Origin of the sequence: Palleronia pontilimi (assembly GCF_016412875.1) — a bacterium.
GTDB lineage: Bacteria > Pseudomonadota > Alphaproteobacteria > Rhodobacterales > Rhodobacteraceae > Palleronia > Palleronia pontilimi.
The window spans coordinates 15,297-34,772 of sequence record NZ_JAEKPD010000016.1; the positions used below are offsets into that span (position 1 = coordinate 15,297).

A 19,476-nucleotide genomic window follows, 5' to 3' on the forward strand; every position below is an offset into this window, starting at 1 on the left:
GATCCATACCTGGCGACCCTCCCACAGGTCGCCTCCCGATCCTTTGCCGCACCTGAGAGAGGGTCGCGGGCCCGTGGCCCTCTCTGAGACGCGGAAGGCTGGCCCCGCGAACGGGACCAGCCAGGTCAGTTTTCCGGGCAGCCGAAGCCGCCGCAAATCACTTGAGTTCGACCTCGGCGCCAGCTGCTTCCAGCTTGCCCTTGATCTCTTCGGCTTCGGCTTTCTCGACGCCTTCCTTGACGGCCTTGCCGCCGGCTTCGACCAGCTCTTTCGCTTCCTTCAGGCCCAGGCCGGTCAGGGCGCGGACTTCCTTGATCACGTTGATCTTCTGAGCGCCTGCGCTCTTCAGGATCACGTCGAACTCGGTCTGCTCTTCGGCGGCGGCAGCGCCACCTTCGGCGGGACCGGCCATCATCACGGCGCCGCCCGCGGCGGGCTCGATGCCGTACTCGTCCTTCAGGATGGTTTTCAGTTCTTGTGCCTCGAGCAGGGTCAGACCCACGATCTCTTCGGCAAGTTTCTTCAGATCAGCCATTGTTCAGTTCCGTTCGTTAAAGATGTGTTCCAGCGTTCCGGATACAAGATCCGGCCGGGTCTCAGGCCGCTTCGGCCCGCTCCTCGATGGTCGACAGGATGCTCGCGATGTTCGAAGCAGGCGCGCCAACGGCCCCCGCGATGTTGCTTGCAGGTGCGACGATGCAGCCCACGATGGAAGCGATGAGCTCCTCGCGGCTGGGCAACTTCGCAACCGCTGCCACACCGGCACGGTCCAATGATTTCCCGCCCATGGCGCCGCCGAGAATCTCGAATTTCGAGTTCTCCTTGGCGTAATCCTCGGCAACCTTGGCCGCAGCCACGGGATCCTCGGAATAGGACAAGACAGTCATGCCCGTCAGCAGATCGGAAAGCGACGCGTTCGCCTTCCCATCCAGGGCAATCTTGGCAAGCTTGTTCTTGGCAACACGTACGGACCCGCCCGCTTCACGCATACGCGCGCGCAGGTCCTGCATCTCGGCAACCGTGAGGCCCGCGTAGTGGGAGACCACGACGACGCCAGAGCTTTCGAAGATCTGGCCGAGTTCCTCGACCACTTTCTCTTTCTGGGCTCTATCCACAGTTTCACTCCAAGTTTGGGGGGCAACCCCCGGCTCGTTCAGCCGAGCCTCGCGGCCCGACCATGCGGTCCGAACGGGTCGTCACATCCCCAAACCGGACCCGTCACCGGGGCCGATCAAAAAATGTCTCTTCCCGTCTCGGGCAGGATTTACGCTCGCAAGCACCCACCGTCTCGGACGAATGAAGCCCCATGCGAATCGCACACGACCTCAAGCGGTGTCCCTAGCCGGATCGGCCCATGGGGGCAAGGGGGCGTCGCGTCCGGGCCCGGTCCGGGGGCGGCGATGCGCCGGGCTGCTACCGGATCTTGCGCCGCGCCAATTCGCGCCGGACGTTCCAGAAGCGGACGGGACGGGTTTGCCCGCCCGGCGACAGCACTTCGATCCGGTCGGCGGAAAACGACCGCCCGGCGGGGGCAAGATCGAAGGCGTTCACCGACAGGTAGCAGGTCGCGTGCCCGGCCAGGAACCCGTCGGGTCCGAACCGCGCCACCGTGGCGGGATCGACCGGGCGGCGCAATCGCGGCGACAGGCCCAGCGCGACGAAGCAGAGCCGGGCGGGCGACCACAGCAGCAGGTCATCGCCGTAGATCAGCGCCCCCCGCGCAGCCATGTCCACCGTGCGCACCGATTTCCCGGCCTTCTTGCCGCCCGTCAGCACCACGTTGCGCCCGTCCAGCCGATAGGCCGCCGCGTGCAGAAGGTGATCGTCGGGGCGGGCATGGGATACGCCGAACGCGATCGCGATCAGCAATTCATTCAGCGTCGACACCAGGTCGGAATGGGCCCGCGCGGGGGTGTAATGGGGCGATTGCAGCGCGTAGCCGCCATCCCGCCGGATCACGATTTGCGGCGTGATGCCCGTGCGGGCCGGGACGATGTCCCAGCCCGCAAGCGTGACGGACAGCAAGGCCCGGCACGCCCTTGGCACGTCCAGCGGGATCTCGACCCCGAGGCCGGGCGCGGCCAGGGTGAACGACTCGCAGGTGTCGACATCCGTCACGGGGGCGTCACCGCCAGGGACCGCCCCGCGTCTTGCAGTAGGACTCGGCCGACCGACCGATCGAGACGACGCGGCACAACCGCGTTTCCGACGCCAGGCTCGACACGATGGTGAAGCGCTGCCCCGTTTGCGGCAGCACCCCCCGATAGCCGTCCGGCTGGGTGCTGAGCGCGCGCGACAGGATCGGATCCGCTCCGGTCTGCGCGGTCGTGTTGACGCAGGCGGACAGAGCGAGTGCCGCGATCAGCAGGGCGACTTTTGCCCGCATCAGTTGAATTCCCGCAGCATGTTTGCCAGGTCCTGGCCGCGCACGGGTTGAAGCCCGTCCGAGCGCAGATCCCGCTGGACTTGCGCGACGCTCCGACCTGACGCCGACCGGCCGCGCTGCGCCTGCTCGGGCGCGCTGGGCGAGGAGGCTTCAGACGCTTCAGACGCTTCGGAGGCTTCGGAGGCTTCAGATGCCTCGGACGCTTCCGACGCTTCGGAGGCTTCGGACGCTTCCGATGCTTCGGACGCTTCCGATGCCTCGGAGGCTTCGGACGCTCCCGAGGCCCCGGATGCGCCGCTTGCGAATGCGGGGCGCGCCATCATGACGCCGGTGATCGCAGCGCCCTGAACGGCCAGGAACGCTTTCAAGAAGTTTCTGCGCAGCATGGTATTCCAATCTTTCCGTCTGTTTTCTTCCGCTGGTCTTGTGGCGCCGGAATGTGGCCTGATTTTGGCGATCGTTCAATTGAGATATGTCCCGCATTGTAGGGATCTCCGCCGACCCGATTCCGGGCGTCCGCATCACATGGAAAAAGGCGCGCCGGGGGACCGGCGCGCCTTCAAAGAATCGGTGTCGCTAAAGTAGCGGTGACCGTCAGTCGTTGCCGGTCGCCGACACCACGTCCACGGTCACGCCCGGGCCCATGGTCGAGCTCAGGGCCACCTGCTTCATGTAGGTGCCCTTGGCGCCCGAGGGCTTGGCTTTCGACACCGCGTCGACGAAGGCCAGCACGTTCTGGGCCAGCGCCTTTTCGTCGAAGGACGCCTTGCCGATGCCTGCATGGACCACGCCGGCCTTTTCGGCCTTGAACTGGACCTGACCGCCCTTGGCGGCTTCCACCGCTTCCTTGACGTCCATGGTCACCGTGCCGACCTTGGGGTTCGGCATCAGGTTGCGCGGGCCCAGGATCTTGCCCAGGCGACCGACGATGGGCATCATGTCGGGCGTGGCGATGCAGCGGTCGAAGTCGATCTTGCCGGCCTGCACCTGCTCCATCAGATCCTCGGCGCCGACGATATCGGCACCGGCTGCCTGCGCTTCCTCGGCCTTGGGGCCGCGGGCGAAGACGGCGACGCGCACGGTCTTGCCGGTGCCCGCGGGCAACGTGACGGTGCCGCGGACCATCTGGTCGGCGTGGCGCGGATCGACGCCCAGGTTCATCGAGATCTCGATGGTCTCGTCGAACTTGGCGGTGGCGTTGGACTTCACCAGCGCGACGGCTTCGTGGACGCTCAGGTTTTCCTTGCCCGCGAAGGCTTCCTTCTGCGCCTTTTGCTTCTTGGTCAGCTTGGCCATTACTTCACCTCGATTCCCATGGACGTGGCCGAGCCGACGATGATCTTCATCGCGCCTTCGATGCTGGTCGCGTTGAGATCCTTCATCTTGGCTTCGGCGATTTCCCGCACCTGCTTGATGGTCACGGTGCCGACGGTTTCCTTCGACGGCGTCTTGGCGCCGGATTTCACCTTGGCGGCCTTCTTCAGATAGTAGGACGCGGGCGGCGTCTTGATATCCATCGTGAAGGACTTGTCCTGGTAGTAGGTGATCACGGTGGGGCACGGCGCGCCTTGCTCCATGTCCTGCGTCTTGGCGTTGAACGCCTTGCAGAATTCCATGATGTTGATGCCGCGCTGACCCAGCGCGGGGCCGACCGGGGGCGACGGGTTCGCTTGTCCGGCGGGCACTTGCAGCTTCATGCTGCCGACCTTTTTCTTGGCCATGATGGCCTCCTTGTGGTTCGCGGCGGGGATTTCCCCGCCCTACAGATGGCCCCTCGCGGAGCCCTTTGCCGTGGTTCGGACGCGCAAGCGCGGCCTCCCACGTCGAAACGATCGGGTTGCCCCGACCTGCTCAGATCTCTTTGCTGACCTGAGTGTATTCCAGCTCGACCGGGGTGGCCCGGCCGAAGATCGACACCGCGACCTTCAGGGTCTGGTTGTCGTCGTCCACGTCTTCGACCATCCCGTCGAAGCCTTCGAACGGGCCGTCGATGACCTTCACCTTCTCGCCCGTCTCGAAGCTGATCTCGATCCGCGGGCTGTCTTCGCCTTCCTGGACGCGGCCCAGGATGGCCTCGACCTCGGCGTCGCGCATGGGCATGGGGCGGCCTTGCGGTCCCAGAAAGCCCGTGACGCGGTTGATCTGGCTGATCAGGTGATAGCCGTGATCGCTCATTTCCATGTGCACCAGGACGTAGCCGGGCATGAAGCGCCGCTCGGTCGGCACTTTCTTGCCGCGGCGGATCTCGATCACCTCTTCGGTGGGGACCAAGACCTCGTCGATCTCGTTCTCAAGGCCCTTCTCGGCGACCTCGGTGCGGATCTGCTCGGCGATCTTCTTTTCGAAGTTCGACAGGACGCTGACCGAATACCATCGCTTTGCCATCAGAATGTTCGCCTTGATCGTGTGTTGCGCGGGGCCCCGACAAAAAAGCGGCGTGCCGTTCGAAAAGAAGCACGCCATTCATCGGGGGAATCGAGCGTTCGTCTAGCGGGCGCGGGGCCGCTTTGCAACCCTGAGTGCTGCGGGAAAACCGGTGCCCCCGAGCCCCTGCCCCGCGGCACGCTTTCACAGCGGGACCGATGCCCGCAATGGGCGGCGGACGCAGGGCCGCTTCAGCCGACGGCGCCCAGCAGGGCCTGAAGCCCCTGGCGGATGACGAAGTCCACGAAGAAGAAGAACACCGCCGTCAGCGACGCCATGATGAACACCATCACCGTGGTCAGCAGCACTTCGCGCCGCGTCGGCCAGACGACCTTGGCGATCTCGGCGCGGGTTTGCTGAAGAAACTGGAACGGGTTGGTGCGGCTGGCCATGGAAACGTCCTTGGAGCATTGGGTTGGGTGGCAGATACGGGCTTCGATCCGCCAAATCAAGCGCCCGATCGCCGGGGTGCTTGCCAGCGCCGCCATCGCGCGGAAAAGTGACGCCGTGCGCCACGACGAAAAAAGGGGCCGGTCAGTGACCACAGAAGACGAGATCCGCGCGCTGCTGGCCCGCTATATCGACGCCACTGCCCGGCGGGACCTGTCGCAGATGCGCGCGCTCTTTCACGAGAACGCCGCCTTTTCGGGCACGCTCGGCGGGCGCAGCCTGGTCGGCAGCATCTATCCCTTCTTCGACCACCTGGCTCAGAACGAGGTCTATTCGACCTACGAGGCGCGAATCGTTGCGGTTTCGGCCGCCAAGGGCTCGGGCGGGGCGCGCATCGAGGAACGCAACCTTTTCGGTGCCACGGTCGATACGTTCCTGCACATGGTGCGTTTCGACGATGCGGGCTGGCAGATCACCGCGAAACTGTCACGGCCGCGCTGAGCTGCCGAGGCCAGTCTATCGCGTAGTTTTTGGGAATGGTGATGCCAGGGACGACTTCCCCGGCATCACTGTTCTTCGAAACCTCATGGCGCCCGGAACCGGCAGAGCTACCCAGGCAGCTTGCCCGTCAGCACGTAGCGCAGGCAATCCACCACCTGCTCGGGCGTTTCGGCCACCGCGTTGGCGGCGGCGTCCACCTCTTTCAGCGCATGGGCGTGGTCGGGCCCGTGCAGGATGATCAGCGATTTGCCCAGGGCCGCGGCGTAGCCCGCGTCGAAGGCCGCGTTCCACTGCTTGTACTGGTCGCCGAAGCGCACCACCACGACGTCGGCCCGCTCGATCCCCAGGCGGGTGCGGATCCCGTTGAGCGAAGCGCCCTTGCGATCGTGCCAGAATTTCTTGTCTTCGGCCCCCAGGATCTTCACCCCGCAATCGTCGCTGGCGGCGTGGTCGGTCACGGGCGCGCTGAAGGTGACGCCCAAGTGCTCGGCCCCCGCGATGATCCGCTCGCGCCAATCGGTGTGGATTTCGCCGCTCAGATAAACCTTCATGCCGCCAGCCCCTTGTTGCCGATATTGACGAATTTGCGTCGCCGGTCCCGCTTCAGCCCGTCCCGGTCCAGCCCCGACAGCTCGTCGAGCATTTGGCCGATGGACTTGCCCACCGCGTCCATCGCCATTCGTGGATCGCGCTGCGCACCGCCGCGCGGCTCGGGAATGATGCGGTCGATGACGCCCAGCTTGTGCAGATCCTGCGCCGTCAGGCGCAGCGCTTCGGCCGCTTCGCGCATCTTTTCGGAATCCTTCCACAGGATCGACGCGCAGCCCTCGGGCGAGATCACCGAATAGACCGAATGTTCCAGCATCGCCACGCGGTTGGCCGTGGCGAAGGCCACCGCGCCGCCCGATCCGCCCTCGCCGATCACCACGGAGACCAGGGGCACGCCCAGGCCAAGGCAGGCCTGGGTGGACCGGGCGATCGCCTCGCTCTGGCCGCGCTCTTCCGCGCCCTTGCCGGGATAGGCGCCGGGCGTGTCGATCAGCGACACCACGGGCAGACCGAACCGGTCCGCCATCTCCATCAGCCGGATCGCCTTGCGGTAGCCTTCGGGGCGGGCCATGCCGAAATTCCGCTCCAGCCGCGACTTGGTGTCGTGGCCCTTCTCGTGGCCCAGGATCATCACGGCGCGACCGTCGAGCCGCGCGAGCCCGCCCATCACCGCGTGGTCGTCGGCGAAATTGCGGTCCCCGGCAAGCGGTGTGTATTCGGTGAAGAGCGCGTCGATGTAGTCGATGCAATGGGGCCGCCCCGGATGCCGCGCGACCTGGCATTTCCGCCAGGGGGTCAGGTTCTTGTAAAGATCGTCCAGCAGCGTCCCGGCCTTCTGGTCGAGCGCGCGCGCCTGGTCTTCCATGTCCGCGCCGTCTTCCTGCCGGGACATGGCGCGCAGCTCTTCGGCCTTGCCTTCGATGTCGGCCAGGGATTTCTCGAAATCCAGGTAATGGGTCATTTCAGCGCACTCCTTGCCCTTCACTTGGAGCGGCGCGGGCCGCTGGTCAAGCGCGGGGGGACGGACTTCTCGAGAAGTCCGTGACGATTTCCTCGAGGAAATCGCTTCCGCATGTCAGCCCGCGATCATCTCGGACTGTTTCACGATCACCTCGGCCTGCCGGATCGACGCCAGATCGACCAGCCGCCCCTTGTAGACCGCGGCCCCCTGGCCGGTGCGCTTGGCCTCTTCCATCGCTTCCAGGATCTCGCGCGCCTCGGCCACCGCCGCGTCGGAGGGCGTGAACACCTCGTTGCAGAGCGCCACCTGCTTGGGGTGGATCGCCCATTTGCCCACCATGCCCAGCGTGGCCGAGCGCAGGGCCTGCGCGCGGAAGCCTTCGTCGTCGCTGAAATCGCCGAAGGGTCCGTCCACCGGCAGCACGCCATGGGTGCGGCAGGCCGCGACGATCGCCGTCTGCGCCCAATGCCACGGGTCGGACCAGTATTTCTGGCCCTCGCGGTACATGTAGTAATTTTCCTGCGTGCCGCCGATGCCGGTGGTGGCCATGCCCATGGACGCCGCGAAATCCGCGGCCCCCAGGCTCATGGCCTGCAGGCGCGGGCTGGCCGCCGCGATTTCTTCCACGTGGGCAATTCCGGCGGCCGTTTCGATGATGACCTCCAGCGCCACGGGCTTGCGGCGCCCCTTGGCCGCCTCGACCCCGCTCACCAGCGCGTCGACCGCGTAGATGTCGGCCGCGTTGCCGACCTTGGGGATCATGAACTGGTCGATCCGGTCGCCCGCCTGTTCCAGCACGTCGACGATGTCGCGGTACCAATAGGGCGTGTCGAGCCCGTTGATCCGGACGCTCAGGTGCTTGTCGCCCCAGTCGATATCGCCGATCGCCTGGATGATGTTGCGGCGCGCCGCGTCCTTGTCGTCTGGCGACACGCTGTCTTCCAGGTCCAGGTTGATCACGTCCGCGTCGGATTTCGCCATCTTCTCGAAGATCGCGGGGCGCGAGCCGGGGCCGAACAGCTGGCAGCGGTTGGGACGAGCTGGCGGCTGCGGTTGGATACGGAAGGACATGGGCGGCCTCGCAATTATGTGTCGGGTGGGTTGCCGCAGGGGTTAGATTATTGCGCGGAATGCTGCAACCGCGAAAAGCGCGCCGCTTGACAGCCCGCAGAACCTGCCCGATTGCAGATCCACCATCCAAGGAGCGTGCCCATGTCCAGAACGGTCTATGTCAACGGCGATTACCTGCCCGAAGAGGACGCCAAGATCTCGGTCTTCGACCGGGGCTTCCTGTTCGCCGATGGCGTCTACGAGGTGACATCGGTGCTGGGCGGCAAGATCCTGGATTTCGACGGCCACACGGTGCGGCTGGAACGCTCGCTGAAAGAACTCGGCATGGGGATGCCCCTGTCGCGCGACGAGTTGCTGGCCATCCACCGCAAGCTGGTCGCGGATAACGGGATCGACGACGGGCTGGTCTATCTGCAGATCACCCGCGGCGCGGCGGATCGCGATTTCGCCTATCCCGATCCGGACACGCCGCAAAGCGTCGTGCTGTTCACCCAGTCCAAGCCCGGCCTGGCCGAGAGCCCGATGGCGAAAGAGGGGATGAAGATCATCTCGATCCCCGACGAACGCTGGGGCCGTCGCGACATCAAGACGGTGCAGCTTCTATATCCGTCCATGGGTAAGATGATGGCCAAGGCGGCGGGCGCGCACGACGCCTGGATGACCGAGGACGGCCACGTCACCGAAGGCACGTCCAACAACGCCTATATCGTGAAGGGCAACACCATCGTCACGCGCCACCTGGGCAACGAGATCCTGCATGGCATCACCCGCGCCGCCGTTCTGCGCTTCGCGCGCGAAGCGCAGATGCAGGTGGAAGAGCGCGCGTTCACGCTGGACGAGGCGGCTGAGGCGGACGAGGCGTTCATCACCTCGGCCAGCACCTTCGTCATGCCGGTGGTGGAGCTGGATGGCGCGCCCATCGGCACCGGCCGTCCCGGCCCCGTCGCGGCGCGGCTGCGCGAGATCTACCTGGACGAATCCCGCAAGGCCGCGATCTGACGCTCAGGCGACCTCGTCCGCCAGGCTGCGCCGGTAATAGGCGAATACCGCGCCCGAGATCACCGCGACCACCAGGCACTTCACCGCGACCTCCAGGCCCAATCCACCGGACAAGGCCAGCGCCAGCGCCGCAACCAGGTCGCCGAGCAGCACCAAGGCCGCGACGAACAGCGCGCCGTAGGCGAAGATCTTGCGCATGGGACTGTCGCGCTCGTCGCCGCGCGTCCGACGATCGAGCAGCGCGAAAACCGGCGCGAAGACCGCCAGCGCCGCCAGGTCCCAGTTGAGCCTGAGCCGCGCATCGTCGCGCAGCGCCCATTCGGCCAACTCGAACAGCGCCGAGGCCAGATTGACCACGCAGATCACCAGCGCCACGAATGTCAGCCCATACAGGAACGCATCGCGCGCCGACACGAAAGGCTGCGGTCGCGGCACCGGGACGACGAAATCCCGGTCCACGTAGGCGTCGAGCGCACGGCGCACGTCGCGGTCGCGCCAGCCCGCATCGGCCAGCGCGGCCGCGATCTCGTCCCGCCTGGCCCCGTGCGTCAGGGCCTTGCGAACGAAGCGGTCCAGCGCACCGGTGCGCGCCATCAGTGCCCCTGATCGGCCTTCGCGAAAGCGGCTTTCTGGTCGTCGTCTGCCTCGGTCTGGTACATGTCGCGCCAGACATCGTAGGGCATTCCGTAAAACGCCTCGCGCGCCTCGGCCTGGCTCATCTTCACGTCGCGCTTCTCGGCTTCTTCCTGGTACCAGCGCGCAAGACAGTTGCGGCAGAAGCCCGCCAGGTTCATCAGGTCGATATTCTGCACGTCCGTGCGATCGCTCAAATGCTGACGAAGGCGGCGGAAGGCGGCGGCTTCAAGCTCGATACGGGTCTGCTGGTCCATTCTTTTCTCCTTTTTGCGGTCATGCTTCCACGTGGGGCATCGGAGCGTCGGCTTCAAGCGCCCGCGTGTTGCGACCTTCGGTCAAACCGTCCATAACCGGGAAAATCTGTCAGACGCTAACGGAGATGTCCGCCCATGAGACGCCTGCGAAAGATCAAGATCGTCGCCACGCTCGGCCCCGCCTCGGACGATTACGACACCATCCGCGCCCTGTTCGAGACCGGCGCGGACGTGTTCCGCCTGAACATGAGCCACGGGGAACATGCCGACATCGCCGAGCGGCACCGCATCATCCGGCAGATCGAAAAGGACACCGGCCGCCCCATCGCGATCCTGGCCGACCTGCAGGGTCCGAAACTGCGCGTGGGCGTCTTCAAGAACGGCAGCGAAGAGATCACCGAAGGCCAGGATTTCCGGCTCGATCTCGACGATGCGCCCGGCGACGCCACGCGCGTGCAGCTGCCGCACAAGGAAATCTTCGACGTCATGGAAGAAGGCGCCACGTTGCTCGTGAACGACGGCAAGATCCGCCTGAAGATCAAGGACCACGGCGCCGACTTCGCCAATTGCGTGGTGACCGTGGGCGGCACCATTTCCAACCGCAAGGGCGTGAACGTGCCGGACCTGGAGTTGCCGCTGGCCGCGCTGTCCGACAAGGACCGCAAGGACCTGGAATTCGTTTGCGGGCTGGGCGTAGACTGGCTGGCGCTGTCCTTCGTGCAGCGCCCCCGCGACGTGGAAGAGGCGCGCGAGCTGGCGCGCGGCCGCGCGGCGATCCTGTCGAAGATCGAAAAGCCCGGCGCGGTGAAGAACTTCGCCGAGATCCTGGATGTGTCGGACGGCATCATGGTGGCGCGCGGCGACCTGGGGGTCGAGTTGCCCGTGCAGAACGTGCCGCCCATCCAGAAGCGCCTGATCCGCATGTGTCGCGCCAAGGCCAAGCCGGTGATCGTGGCGACCCAGATGCTGGAGTCGATGATCGATTCGCCCATGCCCACCCGGGCCGAGGTGTCGGACGTGGCGGCCGCGATCTACGAAGGCGCCGACGCGGTGATGCTGTCGGCGGAATCGGCGGCGGGCAGCTACCCGATCGAAGCCGTCCAGACCATGGACAACGTCGCCATCGAGGTCGAAAGCGATCCCACCTACCGCGAGGTCATCAACGCCAGCCGCGGCGGCGACAAGCAGACGGTCGCCGACGCCATCGTGTCGGCCGCCCGCGAGATCGCCGAGACGACGAACATCGTGGCTATCTGTTGCTTCTCGCAATCGGGCACGACGGCATCGCTGGTGGCGCGCGAGCGTCCGGTGGTGCCGATCATCGCGCTCACGCCCATGGTGGGCACCGCGCGGCGGCTCTGCCTGACCTGGGGCATGCACTGCGTCCAGACCGGCGAGGTCGGGCGCTTCAAGGAGGCCGTGATCAACGCCGCCCGCGCCGCGCGCAGCGAAGGCTTTGCCAACGAGAACGACCAGATCGTCGTCACCGCCGGCGTGCCCTTCGGCCAGTCCGGCACCACGAACATCCTGCGGGTGGCGCCCTGCGACGAACGGCTGATCTATCCCAACGACACGCCCCCAGAATAGCGTCGGGGCGGGCCTCATGATCGATCCCGATTACGCGCTGATCGCGGGCATCTTCTTCGTCCTGCTCGCGGTCATCTCGCTTTTGGCGGCACTGGCCGACAAGCGCAGGCCCGGCTCCGCGATCGCGCTGACGGTGCTGGGCGGCGGGATGATCTGGTGGGCCAGCGCGCGGGCACCGGGCGGCTACGCACCGACCGACGTGCCGATGATCGTGCTCGAGATCGTGGGCCGGGTGCTGAACTAGACCCACTTGCCAACCCGGCGCGCGGCTTCTATACGGCGCGCTCCGATGGGACGACCGGCCGGTATGGCATGCCGAGTCGCGCCCTTTATGACCGCTCAACGAAGACAGGAGACGGAAATGCCAAAGATGAAGACGAAATCGAGCGCAAAGAAGCGCTTCAAGGTGACCGCCACCGGCAAGGTGATGGGTGGCCAGGCCGGCAAGCGGCACGGCATGATCAAGCGTTCGAAGAAGTTCATCCGCGACGCCCGCGGCACGACCGTTCTGAGCGAACCCGATCAGAAGATCATCAAGGGCTTCATGCCCTACGCCCGATAAGGAGGTCCTGACCCATGGCACGCGTTAAAGGTGGGACCGTTACCCACGCCCGTCACAAGAAGATCGTCAAGGCCGCCAAAGGCTATTACGGTCGTCGCAAGAACACCTTCAAGACCGCCACCCAGGCCGTCGACAAGGCCAACCAATACGCCACGCGCGACCGCAAGAACCGCAAGCGCAACTTCCGCGCCCTGTGGATCCAGCGGATCAACGCCGCCGTTCGCCTGAACGACGAGACGATGACCTATTCGCGCTTCATCAACGGCCTGTCGCTGGCTGGCATCGAGGTCGACCGCAAGGTGCTGGCAGACCTGGCCGTCCACGAGCCCGAGGCATTCTCGGCCATCGTGGACCAGGCGAAGGGCGCCCTGCCCGCCTGAGGCTTCGACTGAAGTTTAGTCCTCAAGGGGCCGTCCGGTATCGGGCGGCCCTTTTCGCGTTCTGCCGCGTGCACCCACACCGCCGGGACGTAGCGGCAACCAGATGTCCGCGGGGATCCGGAGCGGTGCACGAGATCCCGGCCGTATTCCGAAGCTCAGGCGCCGCCTTCGACCTCGATATAAAGTTCGATCGGCTCGATCACCGTGTGCTGTGCCTTGCTCGCCGTGGCTTCGGGCGTGGCGAGAATGGTCTTCATCTTGTCCAGGTCCACGTCTTCGAAGACGATCGAGACCCGGTCCTGGTCGGAATGCCTGAAAATGCGGTGTCCCGAACAGAAGCCGGAAAACGTCTTGGTCCGCACGTCTCCTCCGGCCAACCAGGTGTCCATGTTCCCCACCGCGTGGGTTACGACTGCCGATGTCATGCTGAATCCCCCCTTTTTCGCGCCATGCAATGTGGTTGCGATGGCCGCGACCAGTCTAGCACGTCTGGGGTGATATCCCTACGAGTCGCGAGAAGTCCGTCTTTTCGCAGCGCCATACGACGAAGGCCGTCTCGATCGAGACGGCCTTTTTCATGTCATGCCAACGTGCGGTGAGCGGACCCGTCCGACGGTTACCCGGTCCGGTCGCTCAGGAAGTCCGAGAACGCTTCCCAGCTTTCGGTATCCGCGCGCTCCTGGTAGCGGTCCGAGCCGAACACCGTGAAGGCGTGCGGTGCGCCGGAATAGACCTCGACCGTGAAGGTGTTGCCGGCCTCGTTCAGCGTGTTGGTGAACTGCGCCACGTCGTCCATGGTGATCGACGTGTCGGCGGCACCGTGGGCCACCAAGATGGGCGGCTCGTTTCCGTCCCAGCTCTGGCCCTCGGGCGTGCCCAACCCGCCGTGGAAGGTGGCGTAGCCCACCGCCGCGTCGGCCATGTTCGAGCGCGCCATCTCGAGCGTCACGGCCCCGCCGAAGCAGTAGCCGATGACCACCAGCGGCGTGTCCGAGCCGTTGGCCCGCGCCTGCTCAAGCCCCGCCTCGATCAGCATCCGCATCCGGTCGCGATCCTCGTAGAGCGCGCCGGTGGCCGCGCGGCGGTGATCGACGGTCTCGGTCGGGGTCTCGTTGCCGAACATGTCCAGCGCGAAGGCGTCGTAGCCCATGCCCGCCAGCATGTCGGCGCGCTGGCGTTCGTAATCCGTCATCCCGTCCCAATCGTGCACGATCAGCACCATGCCCTTCGGGTCTTCGGCCTTGGCCATGTAGCCGGTGAAGCTTTCGCCGTTCACGTCATAGGCGACGTCTTCGGCCAGGGCGGGCGCGGCCAGGGCCAGCGCGCCGCAGGTCAGGGTCATCCATGTCTTCATCGTCATTCTCCGGTTATTGCTTGCAGAGAAGCTAGCGCATCCTTCCGCAAGGCCCATGCCTTGCGCGCGCGCGCCACTGATTGTAGCACCGCGCGAACCCTGCCTTCCCCGGATGCCCCCATGACCGATCTGCGCGAAACCTACCTGACCCGCATCAACGCCGCCCGCGACGAGGCCGCGCTGGAAGACGTGCGGCTGGCCGCCATCGGCAAGAAGGGCGAGGTCAGCCTGGCCATGCGGGCCCTGGGCAAGATGACGCCCGAGGAACGCCAGGTCGAAGGCCCGCGCCTGAACGCGCTGAAGGACGAAATCACGTCGGCCATCGCCGCCAAGAAGGTCGCGCTGGAAGACGCGGCGCTGGATGTGCGGCTGGCCGACGAATGGTTGGACGTGACGCTGCCGGGGCGCGGCGGCGCGGGCGGGCCGGCCCACGGTTCGATCCACCCGATCAGCCAGGTCTGGGAGGAATGCACGACCATCTTCGCCGATATGGGCTTCGCCATGGCCGAGGGTCCGCAGGTCGAAACGGCCTGGTACAATTTCGACGCGCTGAACATTCCCGACTACCATCCCGCGCGCGAGGAAATGGACACGTTCTACATGCACCGCGCCCCGGGCGACGATCGCCCGCCCCACGTGCTGCGCACCCAGACGAGCCCCGTTCAGATCCGCTCGATGGAAGCGCATGGCGCACCGCTGCGGGTGATCTGCCCGGGCCGCGTCTATCGTGCGGACTACGATCAGACCCACACGCCCATGTTCCACCAGGTCGAAGGGCTTGCCATCGACAAGGACCTGTCCATGGCCAACCTGAAATGGGTGCTCGAGGAATTCTTCACCGCCTATTTCGGGCGCGCCGTGAAGACCCGGTTCCGCGCGTCGCATTTCCCCTTCACCGAGCCGTCGGCCGAGGTCGACATCCAGTGCAGCTTCGAAGGCGGCATGGTGAAGGTGGGCGAAGGCGACGGCTGGCTGGAAGTGCTGGGCTCGGGCATGGTGCATCCCAAGGTCATGCAGGCGGGCGGGATCGACCCCGACAAGTGGCAGGGCTTCGCGTTCGGCATGGGCATCGACCGGATCGCCATGCTGAAATACGGCATTCCCGACCTGCGCGCCTTCTTCGATTCCGACCTGCGCTGGCTGCGCCATTACGGCTTCTCGGCGCTGCAGGTGCCGACGCTCAGGGGCGGGGTCTAGACAGGCCGCTGCCCTTCACGAAATCGTGAAGCCTTGCTTTCCTGCCGTCCAGGTGAGATCTTCGGATTATTCCGACGTTCGAATTATTTTCGTCACTAACGCATTTTTATTCAAAAGACTTCCAATTTTCGGAGGTATTTCAGTATGTTCGTCAATTTTATTGGCCTTTCGGCAGGCCTGATGGTCGTGTTGGCCTTTTACGCTCGACGCCAGGACATCATGCGGCTTTTCGCGCTAGGCTCGAACGTCCTGTTCATCGCCTACGGCTGTCTGGAGGCGCTTTATCCGATCGTCCTGTTGCATGTTATTCTAATGGCACTGAACGTCACGCGATTGACGGAGGATGAGGATTCCGTCGATGACCTGACGGATGACGGTCAGATCACCGCGCTGATGCACGCCGAATATCGTGCGGCGATGAACGGCATACGCTACCGGATCCGCTGAGCCGAAACGTCCCGGCCCGCATGGCCCGCGACGATTTGCGCGGCACCTGGTCCATTCCGCCGCATACCTTACGGCGCGCGCATGACTAGGTAGACGATATGTGGATTGTGAAGGCTGTTTTCGTCGCTTGCACCGTGCTGCTTGTCCTTGGTGGGACAGTTGCGCTGTGGCTGAGCGACTGGCCACTGGACTCGAAGGTGAAACTGACGCTGCTCAACTCGCTGGGATGGGCCGTGATCCTGTTGCCCGCGCTTGCGGTGTCGAAATGGGCGCGCGCCCACGCGCCCGACCGCGATCCGCAGGATTAGCGGCTTCCGCCCCAGCTGACGCTGCGGCAGCCCGACTTGCCGCCCACCGCGTTCACGGCGAAAACCGAACAATCGCCGCCCCACCCGCCGGACAGCCGGATCTTGGGCCCGCTGAGCGAGTCCGAGATCACCAGCGGCGACAGCACCAGGCTGGCGGCAAACACGAGCAAAATTGGTCCTCTTAGTTCCATATTGCACCTCACGGGGCCGATCCCTTGGGGAAATCGGCACGATTGGGCCCCCAAAACCAAGTTCACCATTAACGGTGAATCTGGCCCGCAATAGGGCGACGACCGCCCCCGAACCGCCACTTTTCAATCCCGCGCGCTTGGGCTAGGCCACCGGCAACCAAACCCATGCGGGATGCGCGCAATGAAATTCACCCTTTCCTGGCTTCGTGACCACCTGGACACCGACGCCGACGTCGCCCAGATCGCCGAGACGCTGACCGATCTGGGTCTCGAGGTCGAAGAGGTCACCGACCCCGCAGCGCGCCTGTCCGACTTCACGCTGGGCTATGTCGAGACGGCCGAGAAGCACCCCGATGCCGACCGCTTGCAGGTCTGCCAGGTACGCACGGACGAGGGCCTGCAACAGATCATCTGCGGCGCGCCCAATGCCCGCGCGGGCATCACCGTGGTCGTCGCCAAACCCGGCAACTACGTGCCCGGCATCGACACCACGATCCAGGTCGGCAAGATCCGCGGCGTCGAGTCCCACGGCATGATGGCCTCCGAGCGCGAGATGGAGCTGTCGGACGCCCATGACGGCATCATCGAGCTGCCGTCGGGCGAGGTCGGCCAGCGCTTCATCGACTGGCTGGCCCAGAACGACCCAGAAAAGATCGACCCCGTGATCGAGATCGCCATCACCCCCAACCGCCAGGATGCCCTGGGCGTGCGCGGCATCGCCCGCGACCTGGCGGCGCGCGGCCTGGGCACGCTGAAGCCCGAACCCGAGGCCAGCGTGGCGGGCACGTTTCCCTGCCCCATCGCCGTCACCATCGACGCCGACGCGCTGGAACACGCGCCGCATTTCACCGGCCGCCTGATCCGTGGCGTCACCAACGGCCCGTCGCCCGACTGGCTGCAGGCACGGCTGAAGGCCATCGGCCTGCGCCCCATCTCGGCGCTGGTGGACATCACCAACTTCTTCACCTTCGACATGGCCCGCCCGCTGCACGTCTTCGACGCCGCCAGGGTCCGCGGCAACTTACGCGTCCACTGCGCATCGGGTGGCGAGACTCTCGAAGCCCTGGACGAGCGGAGCTATACCTTCCTGCCCGGCATGATCGCCATTTCCGACGATGCGGGCGTCGAATCCATCGCGGGCATCATGGGCGGCGCGCCCTCGGGCGTCTCGGAGCAGACGAAAGATGTCTTCCTCGAATCCGCGTGGTGGAACCCGATCACGATCGCCCGAACCGGCCGGGCGCTGAAGATCAACTCGGATGCCCGCTACCGTTTCGAGCGCGGCGTCGATCCCGCCTTCACCCGCCCCGGCCTGGACCTCGCGACCCAGATGATCCTGGATCTCTGCGGCGGCGAGGCGTCCGAGGTGGTCGAGGCCGGCGAAGCCCCGCTGGATCCGCGGGCCTACAAGCTCGACACCACCCGCGTGCAATCGCTCGTGGGCATGGAGATCGCGCCCGAAACCCAGCGCGCGACGCTGGACGCGCTGGGCTTCACGCTGGACGGCGACATGGCCCATGTGCCCAGCTGGCGCCGCGACATCCAGGGCCCCGCCGACCTGGTCGAGGAAGTCGCGCGCGTCGCGTCGCTGACCCGGCTCGCCCCCCGCCCCATGCCGCGCGGCCAGGCGGGCGTTCCCGCCCCGATCCTGACCCAGGCCCAGAAATCCGAGCAGATCGCCCGCCGCACCAGCGCCGCCCTGGGCTACGCCGAGGCGGTCACCTATTCCTTCATCGACCGCGCCAGCGCCGCGCTGTTCGGCGGCGGCACCGATGCGACCATGCTCGACAACCCCATCTCGTCCGAGATGAGCCACCTGCGCCCGTCGCTTCTGCCGGGGCTGCTGCAGGCCGCCGCCCGCAACCACAAGCGCGGCCAGACCGACCTTGCCCTGTTCGAGGTGGGCGCGGTCTTCCACGGCGGCGAGCCGGGCGAGCAATCCACCCAGATCAGCGGCATTCTGACCGGGCGCACCGGCCCCAAGGACGTGCACGGCGCGGCGCGCGCGTTCGATCCCTTCGACGCCAAGGCCGACGCCGAAGCCGTGCTTGCGGCCCTGGTCGCGCCCGCCAAGACCCAGATGCTGCGGGACGGCGACGCGTGGTGGCATCCCGGTCGCCATGGCCGCATCTGCCTTGGCCCCAAGAAGACGCTCGCCATCTTCGGCGAGCTGCATCCGAAGGTGCTGCGCGCGCTGGGGATCAAGACGAACGCGGTCGCCTTCACGATCTTCCCGGACGAGATCCCCCAGCCCCGCAACCGCGACGCCGCCCGTCCCGCGCTGGAGCTGTCGGACCTGCAGGCCGTCGAGCGCGACTTCGCCTTCGTCGTCGACGAACGGGTCGAGGCCGCGTCCCTGGTCAACGCCGCGCAGGGCGCCGACAAGACCCTGATCGACGAGGTCCGCGTCTTCGACCAGTTCATCGGCGGCAGCCTGGGCGAGGGCAAGAAATCCTTGGCCATCACAGTGCGCCTGCAGCCGCAAGGCGAGACGCTGAAGGACGCCCAGATCGACGCGATCTCGAAGGCCGTCGTCGCGAAGGTCGAAAAGGCCACCGGCGGCACCCTGCGCGGCTAGCCCGCCAGCATCCATAGCGCGACCCCCGCCAGCGCCAGGCCGAACCCCGCGTTCAGCCAGCGCGCGCTGCGGGGCGTCCGGAACAGGGCCGCCAGCCGGTCGCCCGCGGCGATCCACAGCACGAAGGCCAGCAGGTTGTTCAGCGTGAACACCGTCGCGATCAGCGCCAAGCTGGCGCCGTCACGCGCCAGGAACTGGCTGAACATCAGCCCGATGATGACATAGGCCTTCGGGTTCAGCACCAGCAGCAGCGCGCCGTCGATAGCCCCCGCCGGTCGCGCCACCTGCGCTTCGGCCCCGGACCCGGCCCGCATCAGCCCGATCGCCAGCCAAAGCACGTAGATCGCGCCCGCCCAGCGCATCAGCTCGAAGGCGCGGTCGAACCGATCCATCGCGGCCAGCGCCGAGTGTCCCAGCGCCAACGTCAGCCCGAAGGTGGCCAGGTGATAGCCCAGATTGGCGGGCACCGTGGCGCGGAAGCCGAAGCGCGCGCCGCTGGCGGCGAAGAACAGGTTGCCCGGGCCTGGGCTGTAGGCCAGCGGGAACAGGAACACGATCAGGGCGGCAATTGTCTCGGCCACGGCGGGGCACCTCCGGTCTCGGATGGTGTCAGCATGACAGCCCACGCCCACGGCTCGCGACCCGGAAGCTGCGCAATCCGGACCTGCCCCGGCTTCATCTTTCCAAAAATACCTGACCAG

The 19,476-nt window shown here is 65.9% G+C and carries 28 protein-coding genes; 10 read left to right on the plus strand and 18 right to left on the minus strand.

The genetic code is table 11. From position 1 onward, the window contains the following. Positions 1–157: 157 nt before the first annotated feature. The 9 genes from rplL to secE all read right to left on the minus strand — a co-directional run bounded on the left by rplL (position 158) and on the right by secE (position 5,202). Complete coding sequence (rplL, locus tag ILP92_RS14815; protein WP_198917194.1) at positions 158–535, minus strand: 50S ribosomal protein L7/L12; 378 nt, start codon at positions 533–535, stop codon at positions 158–160. A gap of 61 nt (positions 536–596) precedes the next feature. Then, on the minus strand, positions 597–1,115 hold the full coding sequence (gene rplJ / locus ILP92_RS14820; RefSeq protein WP_198917195.1) for a 50S ribosomal protein L10: 519 nt from the start codon (positions 1,113–1,115) through the stop codon (positions 597–599). A gap of 298 nt (positions 1,116–1,413) precedes the next feature. Further along, positions 1,414–2,118 (minus strand): hypothetical protein, encoded by a 705-nt coding sequence (locus ILP92_RS14825; protein ID WP_198917196.1) that lies wholly within the window; start codon positions 2,116–2,118, stop codon positions 1,414–1,416. A gap of 7 nt (positions 2,119–2,125) precedes the next feature. Continuing rightward, positions 2,126–2,386 (minus strand): hypothetical protein, encoded by a 261-nt coding sequence (locus ILP92_RS14830; RefSeq protein ID WP_198917197.1) that lies wholly within the window; start codon positions 2,384–2,386, stop codon positions 2,126–2,128. Then, complete coding sequence (locus tag ILP92_RS14835; protein ID WP_198917198.1) at positions 2,386–2,772, minus strand: hypothetical protein; 387 nt, start codon at positions 2,770–2,772, stop codon at positions 2,386–2,388. Before ILP92_RS14835 ends, ILP92_RS14830 begins: the two co-directional genes overlap by 1 nt. 208 nt (positions 2,773–2,980) lie before the next feature. Then, entirely contained in the window at positions 2,981–3,682 is a 702-nt protein-coding gene (gene rplA / locus ILP92_RS14840) for a 50S ribosomal protein L1 (protein ID WP_198917199.1), read from the minus strand. After that, positions 3,682–4,107, minus strand: coding sequence for a 50S ribosomal protein L11 (rplK, locus tag ILP92_RS14845; protein WP_198917200.1), 426 nt, complete (start codon positions 4,105–4,107; stop codon positions 3,682–3,684). Before rplK ends, rplA begins: the two co-directional genes overlap by 1 nt. Before the next feature lie 130 nt (positions 4,108–4,237). Further along, the gene (gene nusG, locus ILP92_RS14850) at positions 4,238–4,771 is read right to left on the minus strand and encodes a transcription termination/antitermination protein NusG (protein ID WP_198917201.1); all 534 of its coding nucleotides are present in this window, start codon (positions 4,769–4,771) and stop codon (positions 4,238–4,240) included. Positions 4,772–5,001: 230 nt separating this feature from the next. Then, complete coding sequence (secE, locus tag ILP92_RS14855; RefSeq protein ID WP_198917202.1) at positions 5,002–5,202, minus strand: preprotein translocase subunit SecE; 201 nt, start codon at positions 5,200–5,202, stop codon at positions 5,002–5,004. A gap of 145 nt (positions 5,203–5,347) precedes the next feature. Between secE and ILP92_RS14860 the strand changes: the two genes are divergently transcribed. Then, positions 5,348–5,701, plus strand: coding sequence for a nuclear transport factor 2 family protein (locus ILP92_RS14860; protein ID WP_198917203.1), 354 nt, complete (start codon positions 5,348–5,350; stop codon positions 5,699–5,701). Between the two features lie 107 nt (positions 5,702–5,808). On the opposite strand, the gene ILP92_RS14865 is transcribed toward ILP92_RS14860, so the two are convergent. The 3 genes from ILP92_RS14865 to ILP92_RS14875 form a co-directional block, all read right to left on the minus strand. Next, positions 5,809–6,252 carry a YtoQ family protein gene (locus tag ILP92_RS14865; RefSeq protein ID WP_198917204.1) on the minus strand — a complete coding sequence of 148 codons (444 nt, stop codon included), beginning with the start codon at positions 6,250–6,252 and terminating at the stop codon, positions 5,809–5,811. Beyond that, complete coding sequence (locus ILP92_RS14870) at positions 6,249–7,211, minus strand: acetyl-CoA carboxylase carboxyltransferase subunit alpha (RefSeq protein WP_198917205.1); 963 nt, start codon at positions 7,209–7,211, stop codon at positions 6,249–6,251. The genes ILP92_RS14865 and ILP92_RS14870 overlap by 4 nt, the downstream gene beginning before the upstream one ends. 114 nt (positions 7,212–7,325) lie before the next feature. Continuing rightward, positions 7,326–8,282, minus strand: a complete 957-nt coding sequence (locus tag ILP92_RS14875) for an L-malyl-CoA/beta-methylmalyl-CoA lyase (RefSeq protein ID WP_198917206.1) — start codon at positions 8,280–8,282, stop codon at positions 7,326–7,328. Between the two features lie 141 nt (positions 8,283–8,423). Between ILP92_RS14875 and ILP92_RS14880 the strand changes: the two genes are divergently transcribed. Then, positions 8,424–9,281, plus strand: coding sequence for a D-amino-acid transaminase (locus tag ILP92_RS14880; protein WP_198917207.1), 858 nt, complete (start codon positions 8,424–8,426; stop codon positions 9,279–9,281). Between the two features lie 3 nt (positions 9,282–9,284). Here the strand turns inward: ILP92_RS14880 and ILP92_RS14885 are convergent, their stop codons facing one another. After that, positions 9,285–9,875, minus strand: coding sequence for a DUF5671 domain-containing protein (locus ILP92_RS14885; RefSeq protein ID WP_198917208.1), 591 nt, complete (start codon positions 9,873–9,875; stop codon positions 9,285–9,287). Then, complete coding sequence (locus ILP92_RS14890; protein ID WP_198917209.1) at positions 9,875–10,171, minus strand: DUF1244 domain-containing protein; 297 nt, start codon at positions 10,169–10,171, stop codon at positions 9,875–9,877. Before ILP92_RS14890 ends, ILP92_RS14885 begins: the two co-directional genes overlap by 1 nt. A 135-nt stretch (positions 10,172–10,306) precedes the next feature. On the opposite strand from ILP92_RS14890, the gene pyk reads away from it, so the two are divergent. The 4 genes from pyk to rplT all read left to right on the plus strand — a co-directional run bounded on the left by pyk (position 10,307) and on the right by rplT (position 12,700). Continuing rightward, positions 10,307–11,758 carry a pyruvate kinase gene (gene pyk / locus ILP92_RS14895; RefSeq protein ID WP_198917210.1) on the plus strand — a complete coding sequence of 484 codons (1,452 nt, stop codon included), beginning with the start codon at positions 10,307–10,309 and terminating at the stop codon, positions 11,756–11,758. 16 nt (positions 11,759–11,774) lie between these two features. Next, positions 11,775–12,002, plus strand: a complete 228-nt coding sequence (locus tag ILP92_RS14900) for a hypothetical protein (protein WP_198917211.1) — start codon at positions 11,775–11,777, stop codon at positions 12,000–12,002. Positions 12,003–12,119: 117 nt separating this feature from the next. Next, positions 12,120–12,320, plus strand: coding sequence for a 50S ribosomal protein L35 (gene rpmI, locus ILP92_RS14905; RefSeq protein WP_198917212.1), 201 nt, complete (start codon positions 12,120–12,122; stop codon positions 12,318–12,320). Positions 12,321–12,334: 14 nt separating this feature from the next. After that, a complete protein-coding gene (gene rplT, locus ILP92_RS14910; protein WP_198917213.1) occupies positions 12,335–12,700 on the plus strand; it encodes a 50S ribosomal protein L20 in 366 nt (121 codons plus the stop codon). A gap of 155 nt (positions 12,701–12,855) precedes the next feature. Here rplT and ILP92_RS14915 read toward each other — a convergent pair whose 3' ends face one another. Both ILP92_RS14915 and ILP92_RS14920 read right to left on the minus strand, forming a co-directional pair. Beyond that, positions 12,856–13,125: a hypothetical protein gene (locus ILP92_RS14915; protein WP_198917214.1), complete on the minus strand. Its 270-nt coding sequence runs from the start codon at positions 13,123–13,125 to the stop codon at positions 12,856–12,858. Positions 13,126–13,316: 191 nt separating this feature from the next. Continuing rightward, on the minus strand, positions 13,317–14,054 hold the full coding sequence (locus tag ILP92_RS14920; protein WP_198917215.1) for a dienelactone hydrolase family protein: 738 nt from the start codon (positions 14,052–14,054) through the stop codon (positions 13,317–13,319). Positions 14,055–14,174: 120 nt separating this feature from the next. On the opposite strand from ILP92_RS14920, the gene pheS reads away from it, so the two are divergent. The 3 genes from pheS to ILP92_RS14935 all read left to right on the plus strand — a co-directional run bounded on the left by pheS (position 14,175) and on the right by ILP92_RS14935 (position 16,006). Next, positions 14,175–15,251, plus strand: coding sequence for a phenylalanine--tRNA ligase subunit alpha (gene pheS, locus ILP92_RS14925; protein ID WP_198917216.1), 1,077 nt, complete (start codon positions 14,175–14,177; stop codon positions 15,249–15,251). Between the two features lie 144 nt (positions 15,252–15,395). Next, positions 15,396–15,698 carry a hypothetical protein gene (locus ILP92_RS14930; RefSeq protein ID WP_198917217.1) on the plus strand — a complete coding sequence of 101 codons (303 nt, stop codon included), beginning with the start codon at positions 15,396–15,398 and terminating at the stop codon, positions 15,696–15,698. 98 nt (positions 15,699–15,796) lie between these two features. Then, positions 15,797–16,006 carry a phenylalanyl-tRNA synthetase subunit beta gene (locus ILP92_RS14935; protein WP_198917218.1) on the plus strand — a complete coding sequence of 70 codons (210 nt, stop codon included), beginning with the start codon at positions 15,797–15,799 and terminating at the stop codon, positions 16,004–16,006. Here the strand turns inward: ILP92_RS14935 and ILP92_RS14940 are convergent. Continuing rightward, a complete protein-coding gene (locus ILP92_RS14940; RefSeq protein WP_198917219.1) occupies positions 16,003–16,176 on the minus strand; it encodes a hypothetical protein in 174 nt (57 codons plus the stop codon). The two genes, ILP92_RS14935 and ILP92_RS14940, sit on opposite strands and share 4 nt — an antisense overlap. Before the next feature lie 202 nt (positions 16,177–16,378). On the opposite strand from ILP92_RS14940, the gene pheT reads away from it, so the two are divergent. After that, positions 16,379–18,775 carry a phenylalanine--tRNA ligase subunit beta gene (pheT, locus tag ILP92_RS14945; protein WP_198917220.1) on the plus strand — a complete coding sequence of 799 codons (2,397 nt, stop codon included), beginning with the start codon at positions 16,379–16,381 and terminating at the stop codon, positions 18,773–18,775. Here pheT and ILP92_RS14950 read toward each other — a convergent pair. Continuing rightward, positions 18,772–19,356, minus strand: a complete 585-nt coding sequence (locus ILP92_RS14950; protein ID WP_368667902.1) for a LysE family translocator — start codon at positions 19,354–19,356, stop codon at positions 18,772–18,774. The two genes, pheT and ILP92_RS14950, sit on opposite strands and share 4 nt — an antisense overlap. Positions 19,357–19,476 lie beyond the last annotated feature (120 nt).